General features: G+C 71.7%; 17 protein-coding genes and 1 pseudogene. 1 reads left to right on the top strand and 17 read right to left on the bottom strand.

From position 1 onward, the window contains the following. Positions 1–22: 22 nt before the first annotated feature. The 10 genes from AB0G47_RS25655 to bldG form a co-directional block, all read right to left on the bottom strand. The gene (locus AB0G47_RS25655; protein WP_360774236.1) at positions 23–1,567 is read right to left on the bottom strand and encodes an alpha/beta hydrolase; all 1,545 of its coding nucleotides are present in this window, start codon (positions 1,565–1,567) and stop codon (positions 23–25) included. A 121-nt stretch (positions 1,568–1,688) separates the two neighbouring features. Continuing rightward, positions 1,689–2,894 carry a DNA polymerase III subunit delta' gene (locus AB0G47_RS25650; RefSeq protein ID WP_360774233.1) on the bottom strand — a complete coding sequence of 402 codons (1,206 nt, stop codon included), beginning with the start codon at positions 2,892–2,894 and terminating at the stop codon, positions 1,689–1,691. A 102-nt stretch (positions 2,895–2,996) separates the two neighbouring features. Continuing rightward, on the bottom strand, positions 2,997–6,008 hold the full coding sequence (gene tmk / locus AB0G47_RS25645) for a dTMP kinase (RefSeq protein ID WP_360774230.1): 3,012 nt from the start codon (positions 6,006–6,008) through the stop codon (positions 2,997–2,999). A gap of 201 nt (positions 6,009–6,209) precedes the next feature. Further along, positions 6,210–9,050: a type I DNA topoisomerase gene (gene topA, locus AB0G47_RS25640; RefSeq protein WP_360774227.1), complete on the bottom strand. Its 2,841-nt coding sequence runs from the start codon at positions 9,048–9,050 to the stop codon at positions 6,210–6,212. Positions 9,051–9,365: 315 nt separating this feature from the next. Next, on the bottom strand, positions 9,366–9,563 hold the full coding sequence (locus tag AB0G47_RS25635) for a hypothetical protein (protein WP_135334443.1): 198 nt from the start codon (positions 9,561–9,563) through the stop codon (positions 9,366–9,368). A 399-nt stretch (positions 9,564–9,962) separates the two neighbouring features. After that, positions 9,963–11,489 (bottom strand): class I SAM-dependent methyltransferase, encoded by a 1,527-nt coding sequence (locus AB0G47_RS25630; RefSeq protein ID WP_360774224.1) that lies wholly within the window; start codon positions 11,487–11,489, stop codon positions 9,963–9,965. Positions 11,490–11,715: 226 nt separating this feature from the next. Further along, positions 11,716–12,297, bottom strand: coding sequence for a small secreted protein (locus AB0G47_RS25625; protein ID WP_360774221.1), 582 nt, complete (start codon positions 12,295–12,297; stop codon positions 11,716–11,718). Positions 12,298–12,484: 187 nt separating this feature from the next. Continuing rightward, entirely contained in the window at positions 12,485–14,890 is a 2,406-nt protein-coding gene (locus tag AB0G47_RS25620) for a sodium-translocating pyrophosphatase (protein WP_360774218.1), read from the bottom strand. Positions 14,891–15,253: 363 nt separating this feature from the next. Then, positions 15,254–15,682, bottom strand: coding sequence for an ATP-binding protein (locus tag AB0G47_RS25615; protein ID WP_266863894.1), 429 nt, complete (start codon positions 15,680–15,682; stop codon positions 15,254–15,256). Between the two features lie 114 nt (positions 15,683–15,796). Continuing rightward, entirely contained in the window at positions 15,797–16,138 is a 342-nt protein-coding gene (gene bldG / locus AB0G47_RS25610; protein WP_003975386.1) for an anti-sigma factor antagonist BldG, read from the bottom strand. Between the two features lie 80 nt (positions 16,139–16,218). Between bldG and AB0G47_RS25605 the strand changes: the two genes are divergently transcribed. Then, positions 16,219–18,672 carry a DEAD/DEAH box helicase gene (locus AB0G47_RS25605; protein ID WP_360774215.1) on the top strand — a complete coding sequence of 818 codons (2,454 nt, stop codon included), beginning with the start codon at positions 16,219–16,221 and terminating at the stop codon, positions 18,670–18,672. Between the two features lie 120 nt (positions 18,673–18,792). On the opposite strand, the pseudogene AB0G47_RS25600 reads toward AB0G47_RS25605, so the two are convergent. From AB0G47_RS25600 to ssd, 7 genes and pseudogenes are all read right to left on the bottom strand, one after another. Next, positions 18,793–19,086 (bottom strand): annotated as a pseudogene (locus AB0G47_RS25600) (Rv3654c family TadE-like protein); the annotation flags it as partial. 152 nt (positions 19,087–19,238) lie between these two features. Next, entirely contained in the window at positions 19,239–19,658 is a 420-nt protein-coding gene (locus AB0G47_RS25595; protein ID WP_360774212.1) for a TadE family type IV pilus minor pilin, read from the bottom strand. Further along, positions 19,645–19,857 (bottom strand): DUF4244 domain-containing protein, encoded by a 213-nt coding sequence (locus AB0G47_RS25590; protein ID WP_360774531.1) that lies wholly within the window; start codon positions 19,855–19,857, stop codon positions 19,645–19,647. Before AB0G47_RS25590 ends, AB0G47_RS25595 begins: the two co-directional genes overlap by 14 nt. 48 nt (positions 19,858–19,905) lie before the next feature. Then, entirely contained in the window at positions 19,906–20,679 is a 774-nt protein-coding gene (locus AB0G47_RS25585; RefSeq protein ID WP_360774209.1) for a type II secretion system F family protein, read from the bottom strand. Continuing rightward, a complete protein-coding gene (locus AB0G47_RS25580) occupies positions 20,676–21,548 on the bottom strand; it encodes a type II secretion system F family protein (protein WP_360774529.1) in 873 nt (290 codons plus the stop codon). Before AB0G47_RS25580 ends, AB0G47_RS25585 begins: the two co-directional genes overlap by 4 nt. 5 nt (positions 21,549–21,553) lie before the next feature. Next, positions 21,554–22,714, bottom strand: a complete 1,161-nt coding sequence (locus AB0G47_RS25575; protein ID WP_360774207.1) for a TadA family conjugal transfer-associated ATPase — start codon at positions 22,712–22,714, stop codon at positions 21,554–21,556. After that, on the bottom strand, positions 22,711–23,853 hold the full coding sequence (gene ssd, locus AB0G47_RS25570) for a septum site-determining protein Ssd (RefSeq protein WP_266863906.1): 1,143 nt from the start codon (positions 23,851–23,853) through the stop codon (positions 22,711–22,713). Before ssd ends, AB0G47_RS25575 begins: the two co-directional genes overlap by 4 nt. Positions 23,854–23,891 lie beyond the last annotated feature (38 nt).

Here is a 23,891-nt window from a genome sequence, read left to right as displayed (position 1 = left end):
CCCCTGAGGGCCCCCGGCACCGCTATGAGCAGCGCTTTCCGTCCTTCGGGGCGGTGCCCTCCAGGAGGTAGGCGTTGATCGTCGAGTCGATGCAGTCGCTGCCCCGGCCGTACGCCGTGTGGCCGTCGCCCTCATAGGTGAGGAGCCTGCCGGAGGAGAGCTGGTCGGCCAGGGACTCGGCCCAGTGGTACGGGGTGGCCGGGTCGCGGGTCGTGCCGGCCACGACGATCGGGGCGGCGCCCTTCGCCTCGATGCGGTGCGGCTCACCCGCCGCCTTCACCGGCCAGTACGTACAGTTCAGCGAGGCCCAGGCGAGGCCCTTGCCGAAGACCGGGGATGCCTTCTCGAAGTCGGGGAGGGACTTCTTCACGGCTTCGGGGGACTTGAAGGCCGGGGGCAGGTCCAGGCAGTTCACGGCCGCGTTGGCGAACATGAGGTTCGCGTACGTTCCGTCGCCGTCGCGCTCGTAGTAGCTGTCCGAGAGCGAGAGGAGGCCCGCGCCGTCCTTGTCCTTCATCGCCGCGTCCAGCGCCGTGCGCAGCTGGGGCCAGGCCGCCTCGTCGTACATCGCGGCGATCACGCCCGTCGTGGCGAGCGCCTCGCCGAGCTTGCGGCCGTCGGGGTCCCCGGCAGGGATCGGCGCGCCATCCAGGTCGCCGAAGAAGGACTTCAGGCGCTTGCCGGCGTCCTGCGGGTTCTCCGTGCCCAGCGGGCAGTCCGCCAGCCGCACGCAGTCCTTGGCGAACGACTGGAACGCCGTCTCGAAGCCCGCCGTCTGGTCGCGGTTCATCCGCCGGGCCGGCAGCGACGGGTCCATCGCGCCGTCCAGGACGAGGCGGCCGACGCGGTCGGGATAGAGCCCGGCGTACGTCGCCCCCAGGAACGTGCCGTACGACGCGCCCACGTATGTCAGCTTCTCGTCGCCGAGCACCTCCCTCAGGAGGTCCATGTCGCGGGCGGCCTCGACCGTGGAGACGTGCGGGAGCATCTCGGCGGACCGCTTCTCGCAGCCCTCCGCGAACTCCTTGAAGGAGGCGGTGAGTTCGCCCGTCTCGCGTGTGTCGTCGGGAGTGATGTCCGTCTGTGTGTACGCGTCCATCTGCTTGCCGTCGAGGCAGTTGACGGGCTCACTGCGGGCCACGCCGCGCGGGTCGACCGCGACCATGTCGTAGCGGGCGCGGACCTCTTCGGGGTAACCGAGCGCCGCGTACGACTGGAGATAGCCGATCGCCGAGCCGCCGGGACCGCCCGGGTTGACCTGGAGCGAGCCTAGGCGCTTGCCGGGGCCCGTGGCCTTCTTGCGGGAGACGGCCAGTTTGATCTCCTCGCCGCCCGGCTTGTCGTAGTCCAGCGGCGCCTTCATCGTGGAGCACTCGAAGCCCGGGACGCCGCACTCGCGCCACTTCAGCTTCTGCCCGTAGAAGGGTGCGAGCCCTTTCGGAGTCGCGCGGGGCAGCGCGGCCATGGACGCGTCCGCAGTCGAGCTCCCGGCCGAGCAGCCGGAGATCAGCAGTCCGGCGGCCAGAAACACGGCGGCTGGGGTACGGAGTCCTCTGACGATGCGCATCAGGCGAGAGTAACCGTCCGCGATCACTCGGTCGCCCTCCGTGCTCGTATGGGTGACTCGGTCAACCTCCGGGCCGGAATGTCGCGTTCGCCCCTCCGGAGAGAGCCCCTCCGGGGGCCGGTCAGCCCGCGCGCAGCGCCATCGTCATCGCCTCGACCGCAAGGAGCGGGGCGACATTGCGGTCCAGGGCGGTGCGGCAGGCGCTGATCGCCTCGATGCGGCGGAGCGTGGACTCGGGTGAGGTGCCGCGCGCCATGCGCTCCAGCATGTCCTGCACCTCCGTGTTGGCGATGGCCACGCGGGAGCCGAGCTGCAGCGTAAGCACGTCTCTGTAGACACCGGTCAGGTCGATCAGGGCGAGGTCGAGGCTGTCGCGCTGGGTGCGGGTCCTGCGGCGCTTCTGCCTGTCCTCCAGGTCCTTCATCACGCCCGCCGTGCCGCGGGGCATCCGGCCGCCCTTCTCGGCGCCGAGCGCCGCCTTCAGGTCGTCCGTCTCCTTCACGTCGACCTCTTCGGCGACCTGCTTCGCGTCCTCGCCCGCCGTGTCGATCAGCTCCTGCGCGGCCTTGAGGCAGCCGCCGATCTCCTCGACCCGCAGCGGCATCTTGAGCACGGCGGCCCGGCGCTCGCGCGCCCGCGGGTCGGTCGCCAGGCGCCGGGCGCGGCCGATGTGACCCTGCGTGGCACGGGCGGCGGCCGCGGCGACATCCGGCTCGATGCCGTCACGTCGTACGAGCACGTCGGCGACGGCGTCCACAGAGGGCGTACGCAGCGTCAGGTGACGGCAGCGGGAGCGGATCGTGGGCAGCACGTCCTCCAGCGAGGGCGCGCAGAGCAGCCACACCGTGCGGGGCGCGGGCTCCTCGACGGCCTTCAGGAGGACGTTGCCCGCGCCTTCGGTGAGGCGGTCGGCGTCCTCCAGGACGATGACCTGCCAGCGGCCGCCGGCGGGCGAGAGCTGGGCCCGCCGCACGAGGTCGCGGGTCTCCTTCACGCCGATGGACAGCAGGTCCGTACGCACCACTTCCACGTCGGCGTGCGTACCGACCAGGCTCGTATGACATCCGTCGCAGAATCCGCAGCCTGGCACGCCGCCGAGCGCGCGGTCCGGGCTCGTGCACTGGAGGGCCGCGGCGAAGGCTCGGGCGGCGGTGGACCGCCCGGAGCCGGGCGGCCCGGTGAAGAGCCAGGCGTGCGTCATCTTCGACGCCTCGGGGGGCGCGGTGCCCGTGGCCACGGCGGTGACGAGGGCGTCGGCGTCCCGAGCGGCAGCCCCCAGCTGCTCGCTCACCCGCTCCTGGCCCACCAGGTCATCCCATACGGCCATGGGTCACCGCCTCCGCCTTGCACTTTTCGCTGCCGGTTTCATTGTGGGGCAGCCCACTGACAACGCCCGCCGCTCGCGGTGCGGGCACCGGCACCGCAGCGCTCAGCGCCCGTTCCGCCCGCGGTCGTCCTCGTCGTCCCGCGAACCGAGCAGCTCATCCGCCAAGGACGGCAGATCGTCCAGCGGAGTCTCCTCCGCCCAGTCGGAGCGCGGCCGCTGCCGGGGCGCGCCCTGCTCATCGACCTGGGGCAGCTCGCGGGTCCGGTCGTTCCCGCCGGCAGGCGAGGGGCGCTCGTCCCGGAAGTACCCCGGCGGCACCTTGTCCTCCCGGACGGACGGCAGCACGGCCGTCTCGTCCACGGCCCCCGCGGGGGCCGGCGGCTGCGGCAGCACCTCGGTGTCCTCAGCCCCGGAGGGCTGCGGGGTCACGACAGGCGTGGGCACGGTCGTCTCGTTGTCCGGAGCCGGAGCCGGGGCGGGGGTGGGAGCAGGAGCCGCAGCAGCGGAAGCCGCCGCCCGCGCGGAAGCCGCCTCAGCCTGAGCCGCGCCCAGCCTGCGCGCCTCCTCGGCCCGCAGCAGCGCCTCCTCGGCCTTGCGCTGCTTCTCGATCCGCCGCGCCTCGGCCTCGGCCCGAAGCCGCGCCTCTTCCTCCGCCTCCCGGCGGCGGCGCGCCTCCTCGGCCGCGCGCACCTTCTCCTCGGCGAGCAGCCGCGCCTGCTCCTCCTCGGCCCGGCGCTTCGCCTCCTCGGCGCGCTGCCTGGCCTCCTCCGCCTGCCGCTCGGCCTCCAGGCGCTGCGCCTCCTCCAGCTCGCGGCGCGCGCGCTCCTCCTCCTCGGCACGGAGCTTGGCGATCTGCTCCTGGCGCTCGCGCTCGATCCGCTCCTCCTCGGCCTTCCGCGCGGCCTCTTCCTCGGCCTTGCGGCGCGCCTCTTCCTCGGCGGCCCTGCGGGCCTCCTCCTGCGCCTTCACCTCGGCCTCGGAGAGCGGAAGGACGAGGTCGAGCCGGTGCCGGATCACGGTGGTGACGGCCTCCGGCTCCTGCGCCGCGTCGACCACCAGGTAGCGCCCCGGGTCGGCGGCGGCGAGCGTCAGGAAACCGGACCGCACGCGCGCGTGGAACTCGGCGGGCTCCGACTCGAGTCGGTCGGGCGCCTCCGTGAACCGCTCGCGGGCGGCCTCGGGGGACACGTCGAGCAGGCACGTCAGATGCGGTACGAGTCCGCCCGTGGCCCACCGGTTGATCCGGGCGACCTCGGTCGGCGACAGGTCGCGGCCCGCGCCCTGGTAGGCGACGGACGAGTCGATGTACCGGTCGGAGATGACCACGGCGCCACGCTCAAGGGCGGGCCGTACGACGGTGTCGACGTGCTCGGCGCGGTCGGCCGCGTACAGCAGCGCCTCGGCCCGGTGCGAAAGACCGGCCGACGACACGTCCAGGAGGATCGACCGCAGCCGCTTCCCCACCGGGGTGGCCCCCGGCTCGCGCGTCACCACGACCTCGTGGCCCTTGGCCCGGATCCACTCGGCGAGCGCCTCGGCCTGCGTCGACTTGCCCGCGCCGTCGCCGCCCTCCAGGGCGATGAAGAAGCCCGTGCCTGCGGGCGTCTGCAGCGGGTCGTCGCCGCCGCGCAGCGCGTCGCGCAGGTCGTGCCGCAGCGGTACTCCCTGCCGGTCGTCGACCTTGGCGAGCACCAGCGCGGCCACCGGCAGGAGCAGCGCGCCCACCAGCATCAGCGTGAAGGCGGCGCCTCCGTGGTCGAAGACGAACTTGCCGTTGACGAAGCGGTGCGGGCCGATCGCGGCGGCGACCACGGGGGCCACAAGGGCGCCGAGCGCCACGAAGAGACGTACGACCGCCTGGAGATGCTCGGTCGTGCGGGCCCGCCGGTAGTCCTCGACCTCCTGGTCGAGCAGCGCGTGCCCGGTGTTGGCGGCGATGCCCGCGGCCACACCGGTGAGCGCGAGGAGCAGCAGCACGGTCGTCAGGTCGGGCACCAGGCCCGCGGCGAGCAGTGCGACGCCGGTGACGGCGATGGCGAGCGCGAGCAGCCTGCGCCGCGAAAGCGAGGGCAGCACGGAGGGTGCCGTACGGATGCCGACGGCGGTGCCGCCGGTCAGCGCGAGGACGATCAGGCCGTACGTGACGGGCCCGCCCTCCAGGTCCTTGGCATGCAGCACGGCGACGGCCACGGCGGCCGCGATGGCCCCGGCGATCGCGGCGCAGGCGGCGACGAGCAGCGGGATCGCGCCGGTGCGGCCCTTGTCGGTGCCGGCGCCGGTACGCGGCCTGCGGAGCCCTTCGAGGGGGCTACGCGCGCGTGGCGTCTGCGTGGCGGGAAGTTCGAGGAAGTAGACGATCGACAGCGAGGCCGCGAAGAGCCCGGCGGCGACGAACGAGGCGAGCCCCGCCTGGTGCACCTCGAACCACTCGAGACCGGTACCCAGCAGGTTGCCGACCAGCGTGACGGTGACGAGCGCGGCGGCCGCGATGGGCAGCGCCACGAACCCCGTACGCAGCGACAGGCGCCGCAGCGCGTCCATGTGGTCCGGCAGCGGCCGTACCGTCGCGCCCTCCAGCGGCGGCGCGGGCAGCAGCGCGGGCGCCGCGCTTTCGCGGCACACCGTCCAGAAGCGCTCGGCGACGCCGATCACAAAGGCGGTGACGAGCAGCACCGCGAGTGCGTTTTCCGCAGTCCAGTCGATCCACAGCGGCGCGACGATCAGCAGCGCGGCCCGCAGACCGTCCGCCACGACCATCGTCCAGCGCCGGTCCAGCGGCCCGTCGGGCGAGGTGAGCGAGCTGAGCGGTCCGAGCAGCACCGCTCCGAAGAGCAGCGTTGCGAGAATGCGTGCTCCGAAGACAGCGGTTACGGCGAACGCGACCCCTCGGTACCCGCCCCCGAAGGCCGCCTCGGAGATCGCCGCCTGCAGGGCGAGGACCACCAGGACGAGGAGCGCGAGTGCGTCGCCGACACCGCCGACGAGCTGTGCGCTCCACAGCCGCTTCAGCTGCGGTGTGCGCAGCAAGGCGCGGACGGCACGCTCTCGGGAATCTGCGACCAGGGCGTCGTCGGGGGCCGGGTTCCCGGCCGTTGGCTGCTCGGCACGCGTCATCCGTCCAGCCTATCTGGACGCACGGCTTCCCCGAGGCGCCACCCGAACATGCGACCGCTTCTCACCGCCCCCGCTGTGGGAAGGCGTTCCGCACGGCGAGTGGGGTCTCCCCTGCTCGAGCGAAGCCGAGAGCTTGGGGAAGGGTGGGCACAACGCCCCACTGCCGGGCACCGACAAACCAGGCGCCCGGCAAGGGAAACGTCAGTCCTCCGAAGCAGCAGCCTTACTAGAAGCCGCAGCCTTCTTCGCAGCAGCCGTAGCCGTCGTCTTCTTGGCCGCAGTCTTCTTAGCCGCAGTCTTAGAAGCCGTCGTCTTCTTGGCAGCCGTCTTCTTGGCAGCAGCCTTCTTCGCCGGAGCCTTCTTCGCCGCCTTCTTGGCGGTCTTCTTCGCCGGCCCCTTCGCCCGCTTCTCCGCGAGCAGCTCATAGCCCCGCTCAGGAGTGATGTCCTCCACGGAGTCCGCCGCCCGCAGCGTCGCGTTCGTCTCGCCATCAGTGACGTACGCCCCGAAGCGCCCGTCCTTGACGACGACCGGCTTCCCGCTCACCGGGTCCTCGCCGAGCTCCTTCAGCGGCGGCTTGGCCGCGGCCCGCCCCCGCTGCTTGGGCTGCGCGTAGATCGCGAGCGCCTCTTCCAACGTGATGCTGAAGAGCTGCTCCTCGGTCTCGATGGACCGCGAGTCCGTGCCCTTCTTCAGGTACGGCCCGTAGCGCCCGTTCTGCGCGGTGATCTCGACGCCCTCGGCGTCGGCACCCACCACACGCGGCAGGGACATCAGCTTCAGCGCGTCCTCAAGGGTCACCGTGTCGAGCGACATGGACTTGAAGAGCGAGGCCGTCCGCGGCTTCACCGCGTTCTTGCCGGTCTTCGGGGTGCCCTCGGGGAGCACCTCGGTGACGTACGGGCCGTAGCGCCCGTCCTTGGCGACGATCTCGTGACCCGACGTCGGGTCGGTGCCCAGCGCGAAGTCACCGCTCGGCTTGGCGAGCAGCTCCTCGGCGTACTCGACCGTCAGCTCGTCCGGCGGCAGGTCGTCGGGCACGTCGGCGCGCTGGTGGCCCTCCGCGTCCTTCTCGCCCCGCTCGATGTACGGGCCGTAGCGGCCGACCCGCAGCACGATGCCCTCGCCGACGGGGAAGGAGGAGATCTCCCTGGCGTCGATCGCGCCCAGGTCGGTCACCAGCTCCTTGAGCCCGCCGAGGTGGTCGCCGTCGCCGTTGCCGGCGCTGGAGGCGGCCCCCGCGTCGTCACCCTCGCCGAAGTAGAACCGCTTCAGCCACGGCACGGCCTGCGCCTCGCCCCGCGCGATGCGGTCGAGGTCGTCCTCCATGCGTGCGGTGAAGTCGTAGTCGACGAGCCGCCCGAAGTGCTTCTCCAGCAGGTTGACCACGGCGAAGCTCAGGAAGGAGGGCACCAGGGCCGTCCCCTTCTTGAACACGTACCCGCGGTCGAGAATGGTCCCGATGATCGACGCGTACGTCGACGGGCGACCGATCTCGCGCTCTTCCAGCTCCTTGACCAGCGACGCCTCGGTGTAGCGGGCCGGGGGCTTCGTCGCGTGGCCGTCGACCGAGATCTCCTCGGCGGAGAGCGCGTCGCCCTCGCTGACCTGCGGCAGCCTGCGCTCGCGGTCGTCCAGCTCGGCGTTCGGGTCGTCCGCGCCTTCGACGTACGCCTTGAGGAAGCCGTGGAAGGTGATGGTCTTGCCGGACGCGCTGAACTCGGCGTCGCGGCCGTCGGCTGCGGTGCCGCCGATCTTCACCGTGACGGAGTTTCCGGTCGCGTCCTTCATCTGGGAGGCGACGGTCCGCTTCCAGATCAGCTCGTAGAGCCGGAACTGGTCACCGGTCAGGCCGGTCTCGGCGGGCGTGCGGAAACGATCACCCGAGGGACGAATCGCCTCGTGCGCCTCCTGCGCGTTCTTGACCTTCCCGGCGTACGTGCGGGGCTTGTCCGGCAGGTAGTCGGCGCCGTACAGCTGCGTGACCTGGGCGCGAGCGGCGCCGATCGCCGTGTCGGAGAGCGTCGTGGAGTCCGTACGCATGTAGGTGATGAAGCCGTTCTCGTACAGCTTCTGGGCCACCTGCATGGTCGCCTTCGCGCCGAAGCCGAGCTTGCGCGAGGCCTCCTGCTGCATCGTCGTCGTACGGAACGGCGCGTACGGAGAGCGGCGATAGGGCTTGGACTCGACGGAGCGGACCGAGAACCGGGTGTTCTCCAGGGCCGCGGCGAGCGCGCGGGCGTTCGTCTCGTCCAGGTGCAGCGTGTCGGACTTGAGCTGCCCGACCGAGTTGAAGTCGCGGCCCTGCGCGATGCGCTTGCCGTCGACCGTGGTGAGGCGGGCGACCAGCTGCGAGGGGTCGGACGCGTCACCGGTGCGGCCGGTGCCGAAGGTGCCGGTCAGGTCCCAGTACTCGGCGGAGCGGAAGGCGATGCGCTCGCGCTCACGCTCGACGACGAGGCGGGTCGCCACGGACTGGACGCGGCCGGCCGACAGGCGCGGCATGACCTTCTTCCACAGGACCGGCGAGACCTCGTAGCCGTAGAGACGGTCGAGGATGCGGCGGGTCTCCTGGGCGTCGACCATGCGCTTGTTGAGCTCGCGCGGGTTGGCGACGGCCTCGCGGATCGCGTCCTTGGTGATCTCGTGGAAGACCATCCGGTGGACCGGGACCTTGGGCTTCAGGACTTCCTGAAGGTGCCACGCAATAGCTTCGCCCTCGCGGTCCTCATCGGTGGCGAGGAAGAGTTCGTCGGAGTCCTTCAGCAGGTCTTTGAGCTTCTTGACCTGCGCCTTCTTGTCGGAGTTCACGACATAGATCGGCTGGAAGTCATGCTCGACGTCCACGCCGAGGCGGCGCACCTCGCCGGTGTACTTCTCGGGGACCTCCGCGGCGCCGTTGGGGAGGTCGCGGATGTGCCCGACGCTTGCCTCGACTACGTAGCCGGGGCCGAGGTAACCCTTGATCGTCTTCGCCTTGGCAGGCGACTCGACGATGACGAGTCGGCGGCCGCCCTTTGCGGTCTCGCTGGTCGGGGACAACTTCGCTCTTCTCTCCGGTCGGTACTCGGTGGCCCTACCAGTACTCGGTGGCCGTACTGGCCGGCCTCGCTCGGTGCGCTTGAGTTGCGCCGTCGCTGCGGAGTGTGACGGTACATCCCGCCCCCGTGTCAAACGGGAAAAGCCCGCAACGGCCACTCGAACGGTAACCCGACTACCGCCTTTCCTGCCGCCCGGAGTGGCGACCTGCCCTTTGACCACCGGCGGCGGGCCTACGGCCCGGTCCCGCCGCACATCCGCCGACATCGTCCGCGCGGCCACGGCCGCCTACCGTCACAGCGGGGTGAGGCATCACACTCACAGCCGGGTGAAGCACCACACTCCGAGCACCAGTGCACCCGCTCCGGCGAGCGCGGCGAGCGTCGCCGATGCGACAGGGTTCACACCGTGGGCGACGGGTGCGCGGTGTGCCACGCGTGCCCCGGTCCAGAGCAGCAGCCCGGCTCCGAACAGCGCGAACACCGTGCCCGCGAAGATCGCTGGCCCACTCTCCATGGCATTTCCTCCCCGTACCGACTTCCCGGCTTGGGAAACTGGCACGCCCGGGAAGCCGGGGCGCGAACCCCGGGTTAACGGCGGGCGCCCGGCGAGCGTCACCGTCGGCGCTCACCGCTCCGTACACGCCTTCGGGACCCGCCGGTAGACCGACGGCGCCCAACTCGACCGGAACTCGTCGCCACGGAGCCTGTTCGCGCCGTACGCACCTTCTTGTGGACCACTGTGCGACGCCGTGCCCCGCGGCACCGGTACCGACCCGATGCGGTCCCTGTTTTCCGGCGCTCTTCGGCACGCAAACCGACCCGATGGCCCAGCCGCGGGCGCGTTCGCGTACGGGACCTGCCGTACCGCCATCGCCCACAGACGGCTACCCGCCTGGACGCATGGCGACAGGCCCTACGCCCCGGCCGGCTCCAGGAAGCCCTGCTCCACAAGCAGCCGGATCTGCGCGGGCGTGCGGTCCCGCAGCAATACGGGGTCCTCCCCGACCAGTTGGGCGATCGCGTCGAGGATCCGCCCGGCGCTCAGTGACCCGTCGCACACCCCGGCGAACCCCGCCCCCACCGTGTCCACCTTGGTGGCGCGCCGCATCCCGCGGTGCTGGCGCAGCACGACATGCTCCGGGTCCTCGGCGCCCGGAAGCCCGACCTGCTCCTGCACGACCTCGTCGGCGAGCTTGAAGTGCCCGGCGAGCAGCGCGGCGTCGTCGTGCGCCCGCAGGAAGTCCTGGCGCGCGAAGTGCGCCCGCACCGTCTCGCCGAGGGGCTGCTCGACGGGGTGCGGCCACTCCTCAACGGTCACCGACGGCTCGGTGGCCCCTGATCCGGCACCGGTCTTGCGCAGGGTGATCCAGCCGAACCCGACCGCGCGCGTCTTACGGGCGTCGAACTCGTCGAGCCACGCGTCGTACCGCGCCGCGTACTCCTCCGGATCCGTCCGGTGATCCCCCGCGTCCCGCAGCCACAGCTCGGCGTACTGCGTGATGTCCTGCACCTCGCGCTGCACGATCCACGCGTCGCATCCACGCGGCACCCAGGAGCGGAGCCGCTCGGTCCACTCTTCGCCGTCCACGTGCTGCCAGTTGGCCAGGAAGTGCGCGTACCCCCCTTCGTTCAGTCTTTCCCCCGCCTGCTGAACGAGCGACCGGCACAGATCGTCCCCGCTCATCCCGCCGTCGCGGTAGGTGAGCCGAGCCCCGGGCGAGATCACGAAGGGCGGATTGGACACGATGAGGTCGTACGTCTCCTCGCCCACCGGCTCGAAGAGCGAGCCCTCGAGCACGGTGGCGGCGGGGGCCCCGGACAGCGCGAGGGTGAGCCGGGTGATGTGCAGCGCCCGGGGGTTGAGGTCCGTCGCGGTCACCCGCGTCGCGTGCTGGGCCGCGTGCAGCGCCTGGATCCCGGAGCCGGTGCCGAGGTCGAGCGCGCTCTCCACCGGCGTACGCACGGTGAGCCCCGCGAGCGTCGTGGACGCCCCGCCGACCCCGAGCACGACGCCCTCGTCATGGCTGCCGATGCCGCCGGCACCGCCGACCGCGCACCCGAGGTCCGAGACGATGAACCAGTCCTCGCCGTCAGGACCGCCGTACGGCCGCACGTCCACGGTCGCCGCGAGGCCGCCGTCCGCCTCGGCCAGCCAACCGCTCTCCAGGAGAGCGTCGACCGGCAGAACCGCCGCCACGCGCGCGTGCGGCACGGTCCGCTGCAACAGGAAGAGCCGTACGAGCGTCTCCAGCGCCCCGTCACCACGCGTGGCCCGCAGCGCGGGCACGGTCTCACTGCGCGCGAGCGCGGCATAGGCGGGCGCCCCAAGGAGTTCGAGCAGCCCATCAGCGGTGAAGTCGACCGCCAGCAGGGCTTCCCGCAACTGAGCGGCAACATCGAGACGATCGGACGAGGGCAGGGGGGCGCTAGCAATACTCACCCCCTCATTGTGACCCGCATCCGCCTCTCCCCGCTGTGCACAGTCGGCCGCCCTCGCTGTGGGCAGGCGTTCCGCACGGCGAGTGGGGTCTCCCCTGCTCGAGCGAAGCCGAGAGCTTGGGGAAGGGTGGGCACAGCCCACAGCCGCCGGGCACCGACACAACGCAACGCTGCCCCGGCGCCGGGGGAAACCCAGCTCCGGGGCAGCACAGCAAAGAAGGGGGTCCCTAGGACGCGGAAGGCGTAGCGGAAGCCGACTTGCAGCTGTCCTGCTTGCTCATCGCCTTCCCCACCTCACCCTCCTGCAACTTCTCCAACGCCTGGTTCCCACTCTTGCTCAGCTTGTCCAACTCACCCGCGACGGACTTCAGCCCATCCGCAAAGTCCGCCTGGTTCTTGGTGTCGAGCCCGTCGACCTTCTTCTTCAGATCGCCGTACGACTTGGAGATCGCGTTCAGCTCCTTGACCGCGTCATCGGTCTTCTTCTGACCCCCGTCGACCGGCGGGGCACCCGCGTCCTTCACCGCGGCGCCCATCGCCTTGTAGGCGTCGGACATGTCCTGGAACGCCTTGGAGTCGGTCTTCTGGACGTCCTCCGGCGAGCTGTTGTCCGAGGTCTCCTTCTGGATCGCGGCATTGGCGTCAGCGATCTTCTTCGACTGCGGCTGCACCGAGTCGCAGACGTCCTTGGCCCAGGCGTCCAGCTCCTCGTTCCCGTCGTCGCTGCAGCCCGACAGCGCCAGTACCAGTACCGCACCGCCGGACAGTGCGGCAGCAAGCTTCTTGTTCACCGGATTGGTCCCTTCCATGGCTCTCGGCCCCGGAACTTACACGCCAACTGGGCTACAACCGCATGCCAGAGGTCCGTTACGCCCGCTATTAAAGCCATTTGCACCACACAAACAAGGCGAGAGAAGGCTCACCACACACACGACGGGCGGACGCCGCGTCAAAACGCGCCGTCCGCCCGCATGTTGGGCAGAGTCTGACCCGGTGTTACGAAACCACGGCGGGGTCGGCCGAATTCGCCACCCGCTCCTCGCCGCCGTCCTCGTCGCCCACGGCGATGCCGCGGCGCTTGGAGATGTACACCGCGCCGATGATGACCAGGATGGCAAGCACCGCGATCAGTGCCCGCAACCCGGCGCTGGCGTCGTCCCCGTAACTGAACTGGACGACCGCGGGCGCAATCAGCAGCGCCACCAGGTTCATCACCTTCAGCAAGGGGTTGATCGCCGGACCCGCGGTGTCCTTGAACGGGTCGCCGATGGTGTCACCGATGACCGTCGCGGCATGGGCCTCGCTGCCCTTGCCGCCGTGGTGACCGTCCTCGACGAGCTTCTTCGCGTTGTCCCACGCGCCGCCGGAGTTGGCGAGGAAGACCGCCATCAGCGTGCCCGTGCCGATCGCGCCGGCCAGGAACGAGCCGAGTGCGCCGACGCCGAGCGAGAAGCCGACCGCGATCGGCGTGAGCACGGCGAGCAGACCTGGCGTGGCCAGCTCGCGCAGCGCGTCCTTGGTGCAGATGTCGACGACGCGCCCGTACTCCGGTTCCTCGCTGTAGTCCATGATCCCGGGGTGCTCGCGGAACTGCCGCCGCACCTCGTAGACCACCGAACCGGCCGACCGCGACACGGCGTTGATCGCGAGCCCCGAGAAGAGGAAGACGACCGCGGCGCCGAGGATCAGGCCGACCAGGTTGTTGGGCTGCGAGATGTCCATCACCAGGTTCATCGGAGCGCCGTCGCCGAGTTTCTCGCCGACGTCCTTGGCCGATTCCGCGATGGCGTCGCGGTACGACCCGAAGAGCGCCGCGGCCGCGAGTACGGCCGTGGCGATGGCGATGCCCTTGGTGATGGCCTTCGTGGTGTTGCCGACGGCGTCCAGGTCGGTGAGCACCTGCGCGCCCGCGCCCTCGACGTCACCGGACATCTCGGCGATGCCCTGCGCGTTGTCGGAGACTGGCCCGAAGGTGTCCATGGCGACGATGACACCGACGGTGGTCAGCAGCCCGGTACCCGCGAGGGCCACCGCGAAGAGGGCGAGCATGATCGACGTACCGCCGAGCAGGAACGCCCCGTACACACCGAGCCCGATCAACAGCGCGGTGTAGACGGCCGATTCGAGGCCGAGCGAGATTCCGGCCAGGACGACGGTGGCAGGACCGGTGAGCGAGGTCTTGCCGATGTCCTTCACAGGACGCCGGTTTGTCTCCGTGAAGTAGCCGGTGAGCTGCTGGATCAGCGCGGCCATGACGATGCCGATCGCGACGGCGACGACCGCGAGGACCCGCGGATCGCCGTCATGACCGGCGATCGCCTTGTCCGTGACGCCGTCCAGATCGGCGTACGACGACGGCAGGTAGACAAAGACCGCCACCGCGACGAGCACCAGCGAGATGACCGCGGAGATGAAGAATCCGCGGTTGATGGCGGTCATGCCGCTGCGGTCGGAGCGCCGTGGCGCCACCGCGAAGATCCCGATCATCGCCGTCACGACACCGATCGCCGGGACGATCAGCGGGAAGGCGAGTCCGGAGTCACCGAACGCGACCTTCCCGAGGATCAGCGCGGCGACCAGGGTCACGGCGTACGACTCGAAGAGGTCGGCGGCCATGCCCGCACAGTCGCCGACGTTGTCGCCCACGTTGTCGGCGATGGTCGCGGCATTCCTCGGGTCGTCCTCCGGAATGCCCTGCTCGACCTTGCCGACCAGGTCGGCGCCGACGTCGGCGGCCTTGGTGAAGATGCCGCCGCCGACACGCATGAACATCGCGATCAGCGCCGCCCCGAGGCCGAAGCCTTCGAGGACCTTCGGCGCGTCGGCGGCATAGACGAGCACCACACAGGAGGCGCCCAGAAGACCGAGCCCCACCGTGAACATGCCGACGACGCCGCCCGTGCGGAAAGCGATCTTCATGGCCTTGTGCGATACGGCGGTGAGATCCTTTTCGGGTTCACCTTCCGCTGGAGTGGCCTCTCGGGCGGCGGCCGCCACACGGACATTGCTGCGTACGGCGAGCCACATGCCGATATAGCCGGTGGTCGCCGAGAACGCCGCACCGATCAAGAAGAAGATCGATCGGCCGGCACGCTGATTCCAGTCGTCCGCGGGCAGCAGCATGAGCAGGAAGAACACCACGACGGCGAATACGCCGAGAGTGCGCAACTGCCGGCCCAGATAGGCATTGGCGCCCTCCTGGATCGCTTTCGCGATCTTCTTCATGCTGTCGGTGCCCTCGTCGGCCGCGAGCACCTGGCGTACGAGCACCCAGGCGACCACGAGAGCCGCGATCGCGACGGCCGCGATGACCATCACGATGAGGCGGTTGTCGTCGGTCAGTACTGCGGCTGCGAAGGTTGAGGGGTGGTCAAACTGATGAGGGGTAGAAAGCCCCGCCATTCGTCCTCCTTGACGCTGGGGCTGAGCTCAAGATGTGGACGGATTGTAGGGAGCGGAACCTGATCAAAACAGAGCGCCGCAAACGGAATTGGCGCGAGATTGCTCCCCAGCAAATGATCGCGACCGCGGATTGCCCCCGAAAGCGGTAATGCCCCAAAACCGTTGACGGGGGTCGCTGGACCGATACGCCATTCGGCGCAAAGCCCTCGGCAAGTGACCCGGGCAATCGCCCGGAGAAATGATCAAAGTATTGATCGGGACGGTGATCAAGCATTGATCAAAAAGAAAGGCCCTGCTCGCCGGGTCGGGAGCAGGACCTTGAGGGACCGCGGCACCCCGCCGCGCGGGGCCGACCGCGTGGCGTCAGGTCAGTGTCGCCGGAGTCGTGGGCCAGGTCATCCGAATGAGTCCACCGGACTCGCCCGCGGTGACCTCCACGTCGTCCACGAGCCCGCTGATGACGGCAAGACCCATCTCGTCCTCACCCTCGAGTTCGTCGGATTCGCCACCTGAGCCGGGCACCCGGTCACCGGGAGCCGAACGGGGGGCTTCGTCGCCCACCTCAATGGAGAACTGCTTCTCGTCCTCGATCAGCGCGACCCGCACCGGCGCGTCGACGCCGTTGCTCTGATGGAGACCGACGGCGCGTGTGCAGGCCTCGCCGACGGCGAGCCTGACCTCGTCGAGGACCGCCTCGTCCACCCCGGCCCTGCGCGCGACGGCCGCCGCCACGAGGCGGGCGGTCCTGACGTGCTCGGGCAGCGCGCTGAAGCGGAGCTCAACGGTGGCCATGCAATCCCCCTCGGACGTACGCGCGTGCGGTCAGAGGGCCGGGCCGAGGGCCCGGTCCCCTGCTTGTACTGCCATCCCGGGGCCGGCCGACGGCCGGCCCGGGACATCCGACACTCAGTCGGTGGCCGCGACCGCTTCCTCGACCGAGGTGTGAATGGGGAACACCTTGGTCAGGCCGGTGATGCGGAAGATCTTGAGAATGCGCTCCTGGTTGCAGACCAGGCGCAGCGAGCCCTCATGGGCACGCACCCGCTTCAGGCCGCCGACCAGCACGCCGAGTCCGGTGGAGTCGAGGAAGTCCACGCCCTCCATGTCGACGACCAGATGGAAACTGCCGTCGTTCACCAACTCGACCAACTGCTCGCGCAGCTTGGGCGCGGTATATACATCGATTTCGCCACCGACCTCGACGACCGTACGATCGCCGACGGTACGGGTCGACAGGGACAGGTCCACGGATCCTCCAGCACCTTGCTATCGAGCGGTCATCCCTCGGGACACCTCGGCAGAGCCCCCAGGACGGATCGCCAGCCGCGATGGCATTCAATCACTTACCGGCAGGCGTGCACGACGCCTTGGGACCATTGTCCATCCCGCCAGTGACAGACTCGGTGCCGATGGCCAACTTTTCCCCTCCCGGCGAACCCTCCACGGGCGCCCCGGAACGCACGTCTCCACGGACGGTCCTGGACCGGCTCACCGCGGGACCGAGCCGTGCTTCGCGCGTCACTCATACGGAGCACTTGCCCCCGCGCGAGGCCCGCTATGCCGTCTGGCCCGATCGCATCCGTCCCGAGGTCATCTCCGCCGTCCAGGCGGCGGGCATCGAGCACCCCTGGGCCCACCAGGCACAAGCCGCCGAGCACGCCCTGGACGGCGCGTCGGTCATCGTCGCCACCGGCACCGCGTCGGGAAAGTCACTGGCCTATCTCACCCCCGTCCTCTCGGCACTCCTCGACGGCTCGGAGGCGCCCAACGGCCGCGGCTCGACCGCCCTGTATCTCGCCCCCACCAAGGCCCTGGCCGCCGACCAGCGCCGCGCCGTCCGCGAGCTCGCGGCCCCCCTCGGCAACGCGATCCGCCCCGCGGTCTACGACGGCGACACCCCCGTCGAAGAACGCGAATGGGTGCGTCAGTACGCCAACTACGTCCTGACCAACCCCGACATGCTGCACCGCGGGATACTCCCGTCCCACCCCCGCTGGTCCGCCTTCCTGCGCGCCCTGCGCTATGTCGTGATCGACGAGTGCCACACCTACCGTGGCGTCTTCGGCTCGCACGTCGCCCAGGTCCTGCGCCGCCTCCGCCGGCTGTGTGCCCGCTACGGCTCCGATCCCGTCTTCCTCCTGGCCTCCGCCACCTCGGCCGAGCCCGCCGTCGCCGCCGAGCGCCTCACCGGACTGCCCGTGAAAGAGGTCGCCGACGACGCCTCGCCCCGCGGCGATCTCGTCTTCGCCCTCTGGGAACCCCCGCTCACCGAGCTGCACGGCGAGAAGGGCGCACCCGTCCGCCGCACCGCCACCGCCGAGACGGCCGACCTGCTGACCGACCTCACCGTCCAGGGCGTCCGCTCGGTCGCCTTCGTACGCTCCCGGCGCGGCGCCGAACTGATCTCGGTCATCGCCCAGGAACGCCTCGCCGAGGTCGACCGCTCCCTCGCCCGCCGTGTCGCCGCCTACCGGGGCGGCTATCTCCCCGAGGAACGCCGGGCCCTCGAGCGGGCGCTGCACTCCGGCGAACTCCTCGGCCTCGCGGCCACCACCGCCCTCGAACTCGGCGTGGACGTATCGGGGTTGGACGCCGTCGTCATCGCCGGCTATCCCGGGACGCGCGCCTCGCTCTGGCAGCAGGCGGGGCGTGCCGGACGCTCCGGGCAGGGCGCGCTCGCCGTCCTCGTCGCCCGCGACGACCCTCTGGACACCTATCTCGTCCACCACCCCGAGGCTCTGTTCCAGCAGCCCGTGGAGTCCACCGTCCTCGACCCCGACAATCCGTACGTCCTCGCACCCCACCTCTGCGCGGCGGCCGCGGAACTGCCCTTGGTCGACGAGGACTTGGCCCTCTTCGGCCCCGCCGCCGAGGAGCTCCTCCCGCAACTGGAGGCCGCGAAGCTGCTGCGCCGCCGCACCAAGGCCTGGCACTGGACCCGCCGGGAGCGGGCCGCCGACCTCACCGACATCCGCGGCGGGGGCGGCAGTCCCCTCCAGATCGTCGAGGAGGGCACCGGCCGGCTGCTCGGCACCGTCGACGCCTCCGCCGCGCACACCGCCGTACACGAGGGCGCGGTCCACCTCCACCAGGGCCGTACGTATCTTGTGCGGCACCTCGATCTGGAGGACTCGGTGGCCCTGGTCGAGCAGGCCGAACCGCCGTACTCCACGACCGCCCGCGACACCACCGCCATCGCCATCCTGGAGACGGACGTCGAGATCCCCTGGGGCGAGGGCCGCCTCTGCTACGGCTCCGTCGAAGTCACCAACCAGGTCGTCTCCTTCCTGCGCCGCAAGCTGATCACGGGCGAGGTCCTCGGCGAGACCAAGCTGGACCTGCCGCCCCGCACCCTGCGCACCAAGGCGGTGTGGTGGACGGTCACCGAGGACCAGCTGGACGCCGCCCGGATCAATCCGGAGATCCTCGGCGGCGCCCTGCACGCCGCCGAGCACGCCTCCATCGGCATGCTGCCGCTCTTCGCGACGTGCGACCGCTGGGACATCGGCGGGGTCTCCGTGCCGCTGCACCCGGACACGCTCCTGCCGACCGTCTTCGTGTACGACGGCCATCCCGGCGGCGCTGGCTTCGCCGAGCGGGCCTTCCACACGGCCCGCGAGTGGCTGACGGCCACCCGGCAGGCCATCGGCTCCTGCGAGTGCGAAGCGGGCTGCCCGTCCTGCATCCAGTCCCCCAAATGCGGCAACGGCAACGACCCCCTCCACAAGCGCGGCGCGGTCCGCCTCCTCTCGACCCTCCTCAGGGACGCGCCGGCTGCCTGACAGCTGGGTCGCGCGCGGCGGCGCAAGGTTCGCGACAGGATCGGGCCCGGGCGCGTCGGCTGTGGGTGACTCCGGATCGGGCGCCTCCGGGGCTACCCCCAGGGCAGGTGCCTCCGGCGTCGGCGCGACCGGCCCCGCAGGCCCCGCCCGCGATCTGACCTCCGTCACGAACGGCCCGAAGTCCGCCGCCGCGGTGACGTCCGAGACCTCGCCCTGCACCACGCACCGCACGATGCGCGTCCCCTGCGCCTCGGCCACCCGCCCGGCCCGCGCGCACGCCCCGGAGCGCCCCTCCATCCAGTGGTCCGCCGCCGCGAGCGCCGCCAAGTCGGCCGCGCCGCCCGCCCGATGACGGGCGACGATCACCTGTCCCATCGCCAGAACCGCGCCGCTGATCACACACAACACAGCCATCACGACGACGACCCAGACGGTGGCGGCGCCACGATCCGACGAAGCGGTGGCGGCGCCACCGTCCGGCGGGGCCGTGGCGGCACCCCGGTCCGAAGCGGCGGCCGCGGTGCCGGCCGGCCGCCGGGAAGCGCCCGTGCCGAGCTCGCCGCTCCTCACGTCCCCACCCCCACCGTCTCCTCCGCCAACGCCACCGCCTCCGAACGCAGCCGCAACCCGAGCCCCAGCGCTTCCGGCCCCGGCGAGTTGGCCACGACCGCCACGCGGACCAGGTCGCCGTCCCGTCGCACCGCCACCGACGCACCGCGCGGCGCCGCCTGGCGTGCCGCCGCCACGGCCGCGCTCTCGGGGTCCTGCCGGGCCATCGCGCGAGCCCCGGCCCGCGCCGCGTCCACGCACTGGATCTGCGCGGAGGCGGCCAGCAGCGCCCAGACCAGCGCCATCGTGAACAGCACCAGCGTCGGTAGCACCACGGCAGCCTCAGCGGTCACGAACCCCGCGTCTCGGCCCCGATCCCGCACCCGAAGCGGGCGCCGCACCTTCCGCCCGCCAGGAGCCCTCTCAGAACTGGACATCGAGGGCCTTCTCCACGACCGCCTGCAGCGCCGCCCTGACCTGCCCGCTCGTCACCACCTTGTAGAGCAGCCCGGCGAACCCCACCGCCGCGATCAACCCCATCGCGTACTCCGAAGTGACCATCCCCGAGTCCCCACGCACCGCGCGCACCGAACGCACCCCGCGTCGCAACACCCGCGCACACACCTGTCCCCACATCTCAACCCCCATGAAAGTTCCGTCAGTTCGGTATATTTCGCCTGCCGCTCAGCCCCTCAGCAGGCCCTCCGCAAGGCCGATCACCACCGGCAGCACCCCCACCGCGACGAACGCGGGCAGGAAGCACAGTCCCACCGGCGCCGTCATCAGCACACCCGCTCTGCGCGCCGCCGCCATCGCCGTACGCCCCCGTTCCGCCCGGCAGTCCGCGGCAAGGCGCGCCACCGGTTCCGCCGCCGGAGCCCCTGACTCGCCCGCCCGTTCCAGCAGGCCGGCCAGCGCCCCCGCGCCCGGTATCGCGGCCAACATCCGCCAGGCATCGGCTGGTTCGCTCCCGAGCCGCACCTCCGCCGCCCCGCGTGCCAGGCGTTCACCGACCGGCCCTTTCAGCGCCTCCCCCACGGCTTGCGCAGCCACCACGGGCCCCGCGCCCGCCGCGACACAGGCCGCCAACAGATCCGCCGCCAAGGGCAGTTGCCGAGAGGCCTCCGCGACGTCGAACTCCGGGACGACATCACCCCGCCCGCACCACCACCGCAACACCCCGTACCCCGCGCCCAACCCCAGCAGGGCCCCCGCAACACCGCCGGCCAGCACCCACCCGGCACTCACCGCACCGGCTGCCACGAGCCATCTCCGCAGCGCTTCCTGCCCCCAGGGCCAAGTCCGCGCCGGACCACTGGGGGCAGGCACCCCCAGCACCACCCCCGTCCGGCACCGCACCGCCCGCTCCCGTCGCGCCGCCAGCACCGCCGACGCCAGCCACAGGACGGCCACGGCTCCCCACACGGCCACCCCCAGCTTGTGGACAACCACGTTCATCGCTCCTCCGCCCCTCGTACGATCCGCAGTGCCCACCAGACGCCAGCGCCCTCCAACGCCCCGCCCACCACCAGGCACCCGAGCCCCGCCCCCGTGTGCAGCAGTACCTGCAGCGGTGCCGCGCCGAGTGCGCTGCCCATGAGCAGCCCGAGCACCGGCAACCCGGCGAGCATCACCGCCGTGGACCGGGCTCCCGCCAACTGGGCTCGCAGATCGGCACGTTGGTCGCGCTCCGACCGCAGCGCACCCTCCAGCCGTTCGAGCCCCGCCGCGAGCCCGGCGCCTCGGTCCACCGCCACCCGCCAGCACGCCGCGAGCCCCAGCAGCCCCTGCGCCCCCGGCTCCCGCGCCGCCGCCTCGAGCGCCCCCGGCACGTCACCGCCGAACCGCGCCGCCGCGAGCACCGCGGCCCGCGCCTCCCCCAGCCCGGCACCGCCCCCGGCATCGGCATCCGGACCACCGACCGCGGCTTTCAACGCCTCGCCCGGCTGCCGTCCCGCCCGCACCTCGCCCGCGAGCGTTCCGCACAGCGCGATCACCTCGGCGGCCCGCCGCTCCCCCGCGATCCGCGCGTCCCGGGCCCGCCGCACCCGCCGTATCAACGGCACTCCACCGGCGCCCACGACCAGCGGCACCACGGACTCCCCGAGGAGCGCGACCACCGCCCCGCCCGCCAGGCACCACCACTCGTGCCGCACCCGCCCGCTCGCCGCGGCCGCCGCCCGCCACCACGCCGAACCGTCCGGCACCGCAGAACCGCAACCGAGCACCACCCTCGCCCGCCGCAGCGCCCGATCGCGCCCGGCCAACAACCAGGCCGCGCCTCCCGCGCACAGCGCCGCCGCCCAGACCGGCACCGCCACTCCCATCGTGCTCACTTCGCACCCCCGAGGAGCCCGTCAAGCCGCTCCCAGCCGCGCTCCCGGACGAAGGAGCCCTCGCCCCACCGCAGCGCCGGCACCGTCATCACGAAGCCCGACGGGTCCCGCTCCAGGACATGCACCTCGGCGATCCGCCGCCGCCCTGTCCGGTCCCGTACGAGATGGAGAACCACGGACAGCGCGGCCGCCAACTGGCTGTGCAGCGCCGCCCGGTCGAGCCCCGCCGCCGTCCCCAGCGCCTCAAGCCGAGCGGGCACGTCCCCCGCCGCGTTGGCATGCACCGTGCCGCAGCCGCCTTCATGGCCCGTATTCAGCGCGGCCAGCAGATGGACCACTTCGGCGCCCCGCACCTCGCCCACGACGAGCCGGTCGGGCCGCATCCGCAGAGCCTGCCGCACCAGGTCGTCCAGGCCCACCTGTCCCGTGCCCTCCTGGTTCGCGGGCCTGGCCTCCAGGCGCACCACATGCGGGTGGTCGGGGCGCAGCTCCGCCGAGTCCTCGGCGAGCACGATCCGCTCCCCCGGCCCGACCAGGCCGAGCAGCGCGCTCAGCAGCGTCGTCTTGCCGGAGCCCGTCCCGCCACTGATCAGGTACGAGAGCCTCGCGTCGAGCAGCGCCCGCAACACCCGGTCCCCGCCCGGCGGCACCGTGCCCGCCGCGACCAGTTCCGCGAGGGTGAAGGCCTTGGGGCGTACGACGCGCAAGGAGAGGCAGGTCGAGCCGACGGCGACCGGTGGCAGCACCGCGTGGAGGCGGGTGCCGTCCGGAAGCCGTGCGTCCACCCAGGGCCTCGCGTCGTCGAGCCGCCGCCCCGCCACGGCCGCGAGCCGCTGTGCGAGCCGGCGCACCGCCGCCGCGTCCTCGAAGGACACGGTGGTCAGCTCCAGGCCGCCGCCCCTGTCCACCCACACCCGGTCGGGAGCGGACACCAGCACATCGGTCACCGAGGCGTCCGCGAGCAAGGACTCCAGTGGCCCGGCGCCCACCAGCTCCGAGCGCAACTGCGCGGCCGCACCGAGGACTTCAGCGTCGCCGAGCACCCTGCCCTGCGCCCGGAGTGCCTCGGCGACCCGGGCCGGGGTCGGCTCGGTGCCGCTCTCGGCGAGCCACTGGCGCACTCCGTCCAGCATCCTGGCCCCGACGACGGCGCTCATGAGCCGCCTCCGGTGGCATCGACGGGGACCCTCTCCCAGAAGGCCGTACAGAAGCGCGCGAGCGGCCCCCGTGCGACGCCTCCTGGTGGCATGCCCCCGGCCTGCGCCGCCAACAGTCCGGCTTCTCTGGGAAGTTCACCCACCAGTGGCAGCCCGATCAGCCTGGCGACCTCTTCCGCGTCGAAGCAGCCGAGGCCGCCGAAGCCGCCCGCACCCGCCGGACCGCCGGCGCCACCGCCGACCACCACTCTCAGGTCCCGCAGCACCATCCCCACCGCCGACGCGACCCGTCGCGCCCCTGCCACCGCGCGCAGCTCCGCCGGGACCACCAGGAGCCCGAGGTCCACCTGGGCCAGCGCCTCGGCCACTCCTTCGTCCACCCGGCGCGGCAGGTCCACGACCACCACCCCGCCCCGCCGGCGGGCCGCCGCGATCACCGCCCTCATGGCATCCGGCGGGATGACCACCGCATCGCCCCGGTCCCAGCTGAGGACGCGCAGCGAGTGCAGCTCGGGCAGCGACTCTTCGAGGGCGCCACCGCCGACGCGTCCCCTGGACTGGGCGAAGGCGGGCCAGCGCAGCCCGTCGGCCGATTCGCCGCCCAGGAGCACGTCGAGCCCGCCGCCGAGCGGGTCGGCGTCGACGAGCATCGTGCGCCGCCCCGCGCGGGCCGCCGTGACCGCCAGCGCGCAGGCCAGTGTCGACGCGCCGGCGCCACCACTCCCGCCGATCACCCCGACGGTGAGCGCGGGCCGCCCTACGCCCTCGGCCACGTCGGCGATGCGGTCCACCAGCCAGCGCTCGCCGTCGGGCAGGACAAGGACATGGTCGGCGCCGATCTCCACCGCGCGCTGCCAGACCCCGGAATCGTCCTGATCCCTGCCGACGAGCACGACCCCGCGCCTGCGCGCGGCTCCCCGCACCCGGTCCACCGCGTCGTCCCCGACCAGCACGAGCGGGGCGGCGTCCCAGCCGCCTCTGCGCTCCGGCACCCCGTGCTGCACCTCGGGTCGCGCGCCCGCCGCGGCGCACAGCCGCAACAGGTCGTCCAGCAGGTCCACATCTTCCGTGACGATCAGCGGTCCGCTCTGCCGTCCGTCGGACTGCGGCGGCCTGTCGTCTGTAATCACTCCAGCCACGATCTCCTGCCCCCTCTCACTCCAAGCCCCGTGAATGC

The sequence above is a fragment of the Streptomyces sp. NPDC021622 genome (assembly GCF_040640795.1).
GTDB lineage: Bacteria > Actinomycetota > Actinomycetes > Streptomycetales > Streptomycetaceae > Streptomyces.
The sequence above is the reverse complement of the archived record's forward strand: the minus strand, read 5'-3'. Positions and strand labels throughout refer to the sequence as shown.

Coding starts and splice junctions, on each gene's coding strand:
- AB0G47_RS25655 (WP_360774236.1), bottom strand. CDS start 1,567: ATGCGCATCGTCAGAGGACTCCGTACCCCAGCCGCCGTGTTTCTGGCC.
- AB0G47_RS25650 (WP_360774233.1), bottom strand. CDS start 2,894: ATGGCCGTATGGGATGACCTGGTGGGCCAGGAGCGGGTGAGCGAGCAG.
- tmk (WP_360774230.1), bottom strand. CDS start 6,008: ATGACGCGTGCCGAGCAGCCAACGGCCGGGAACCCGGCCCCCGACGAC.
- AB0G47_RS25635 (WP_135334443.1), bottom strand. CDS start 9,563: ATGGAGAGTGGGCCAGCGATCTTCGCGGGCACGGTGTTCGCGCTGTTC.
- AB0G47_RS25625 (WP_360774221.1), bottom strand. CDS start 12,297: ATGGAAGGGACCAATCCGGTGAACAAGAAGCTTGCTGCCGCACTGTCC.
- AB0G47_RS25620 (WP_360774218.1), bottom strand. CDS start 14,890: ATGGCGGGGCTTTCTACCCCTCATCAGTTTGACCACCCCTCAACCTTC.
- AB0G47_RS25615 (WP_266863894.1), bottom strand. CDS start 15,682: ATGGCCACCGTTGAGCTCCGCTTCAGCGCGCTGCCCGAGCACGTCAGG.
- AB0G47_RS25605 (WP_360774215.1), top strand. CDS start 16,219: ATGGCATTCAATCACTTACCGGCAGGCGTGCACGACGCCTTGGGACCA.
- AB0G47_RS25595 (WP_360774212.1), bottom strand. CDS start 19,658: ATGTCCAGTTCTGAGAGGGCTCCTGGCGGGCGGAAGGTGCGGCGCCCG.
- AB0G47_RS25590 (WP_360774531.1), bottom strand. CDS start 19,857: ATGTGGGGACAGGTGTGTGCGCGGGTGTTGCGACGCGGGGTGCGTTCG.
- AB0G47_RS25585 (WP_360774209.1), bottom strand. CDS start 20,679: ATGAACGTGGTTGTCCACAAGCTGGGGGTGGCCGTGTGGGGAGCCGTG.
- AB0G47_RS25580 (WP_360774529.1), bottom strand. CDS start 21,548: ATGGGAGTGGCGGTGCCGGTCTGGGCGGCGGCGCTGTGCGCGGGAGGC.
- AB0G47_RS25575 (WP_360774207.1), bottom strand. CDS start 22,714: ATGAGCGCCGTCGTCGGGGCCAGGATGCTGGACGGAGTGCGCCAGTGG.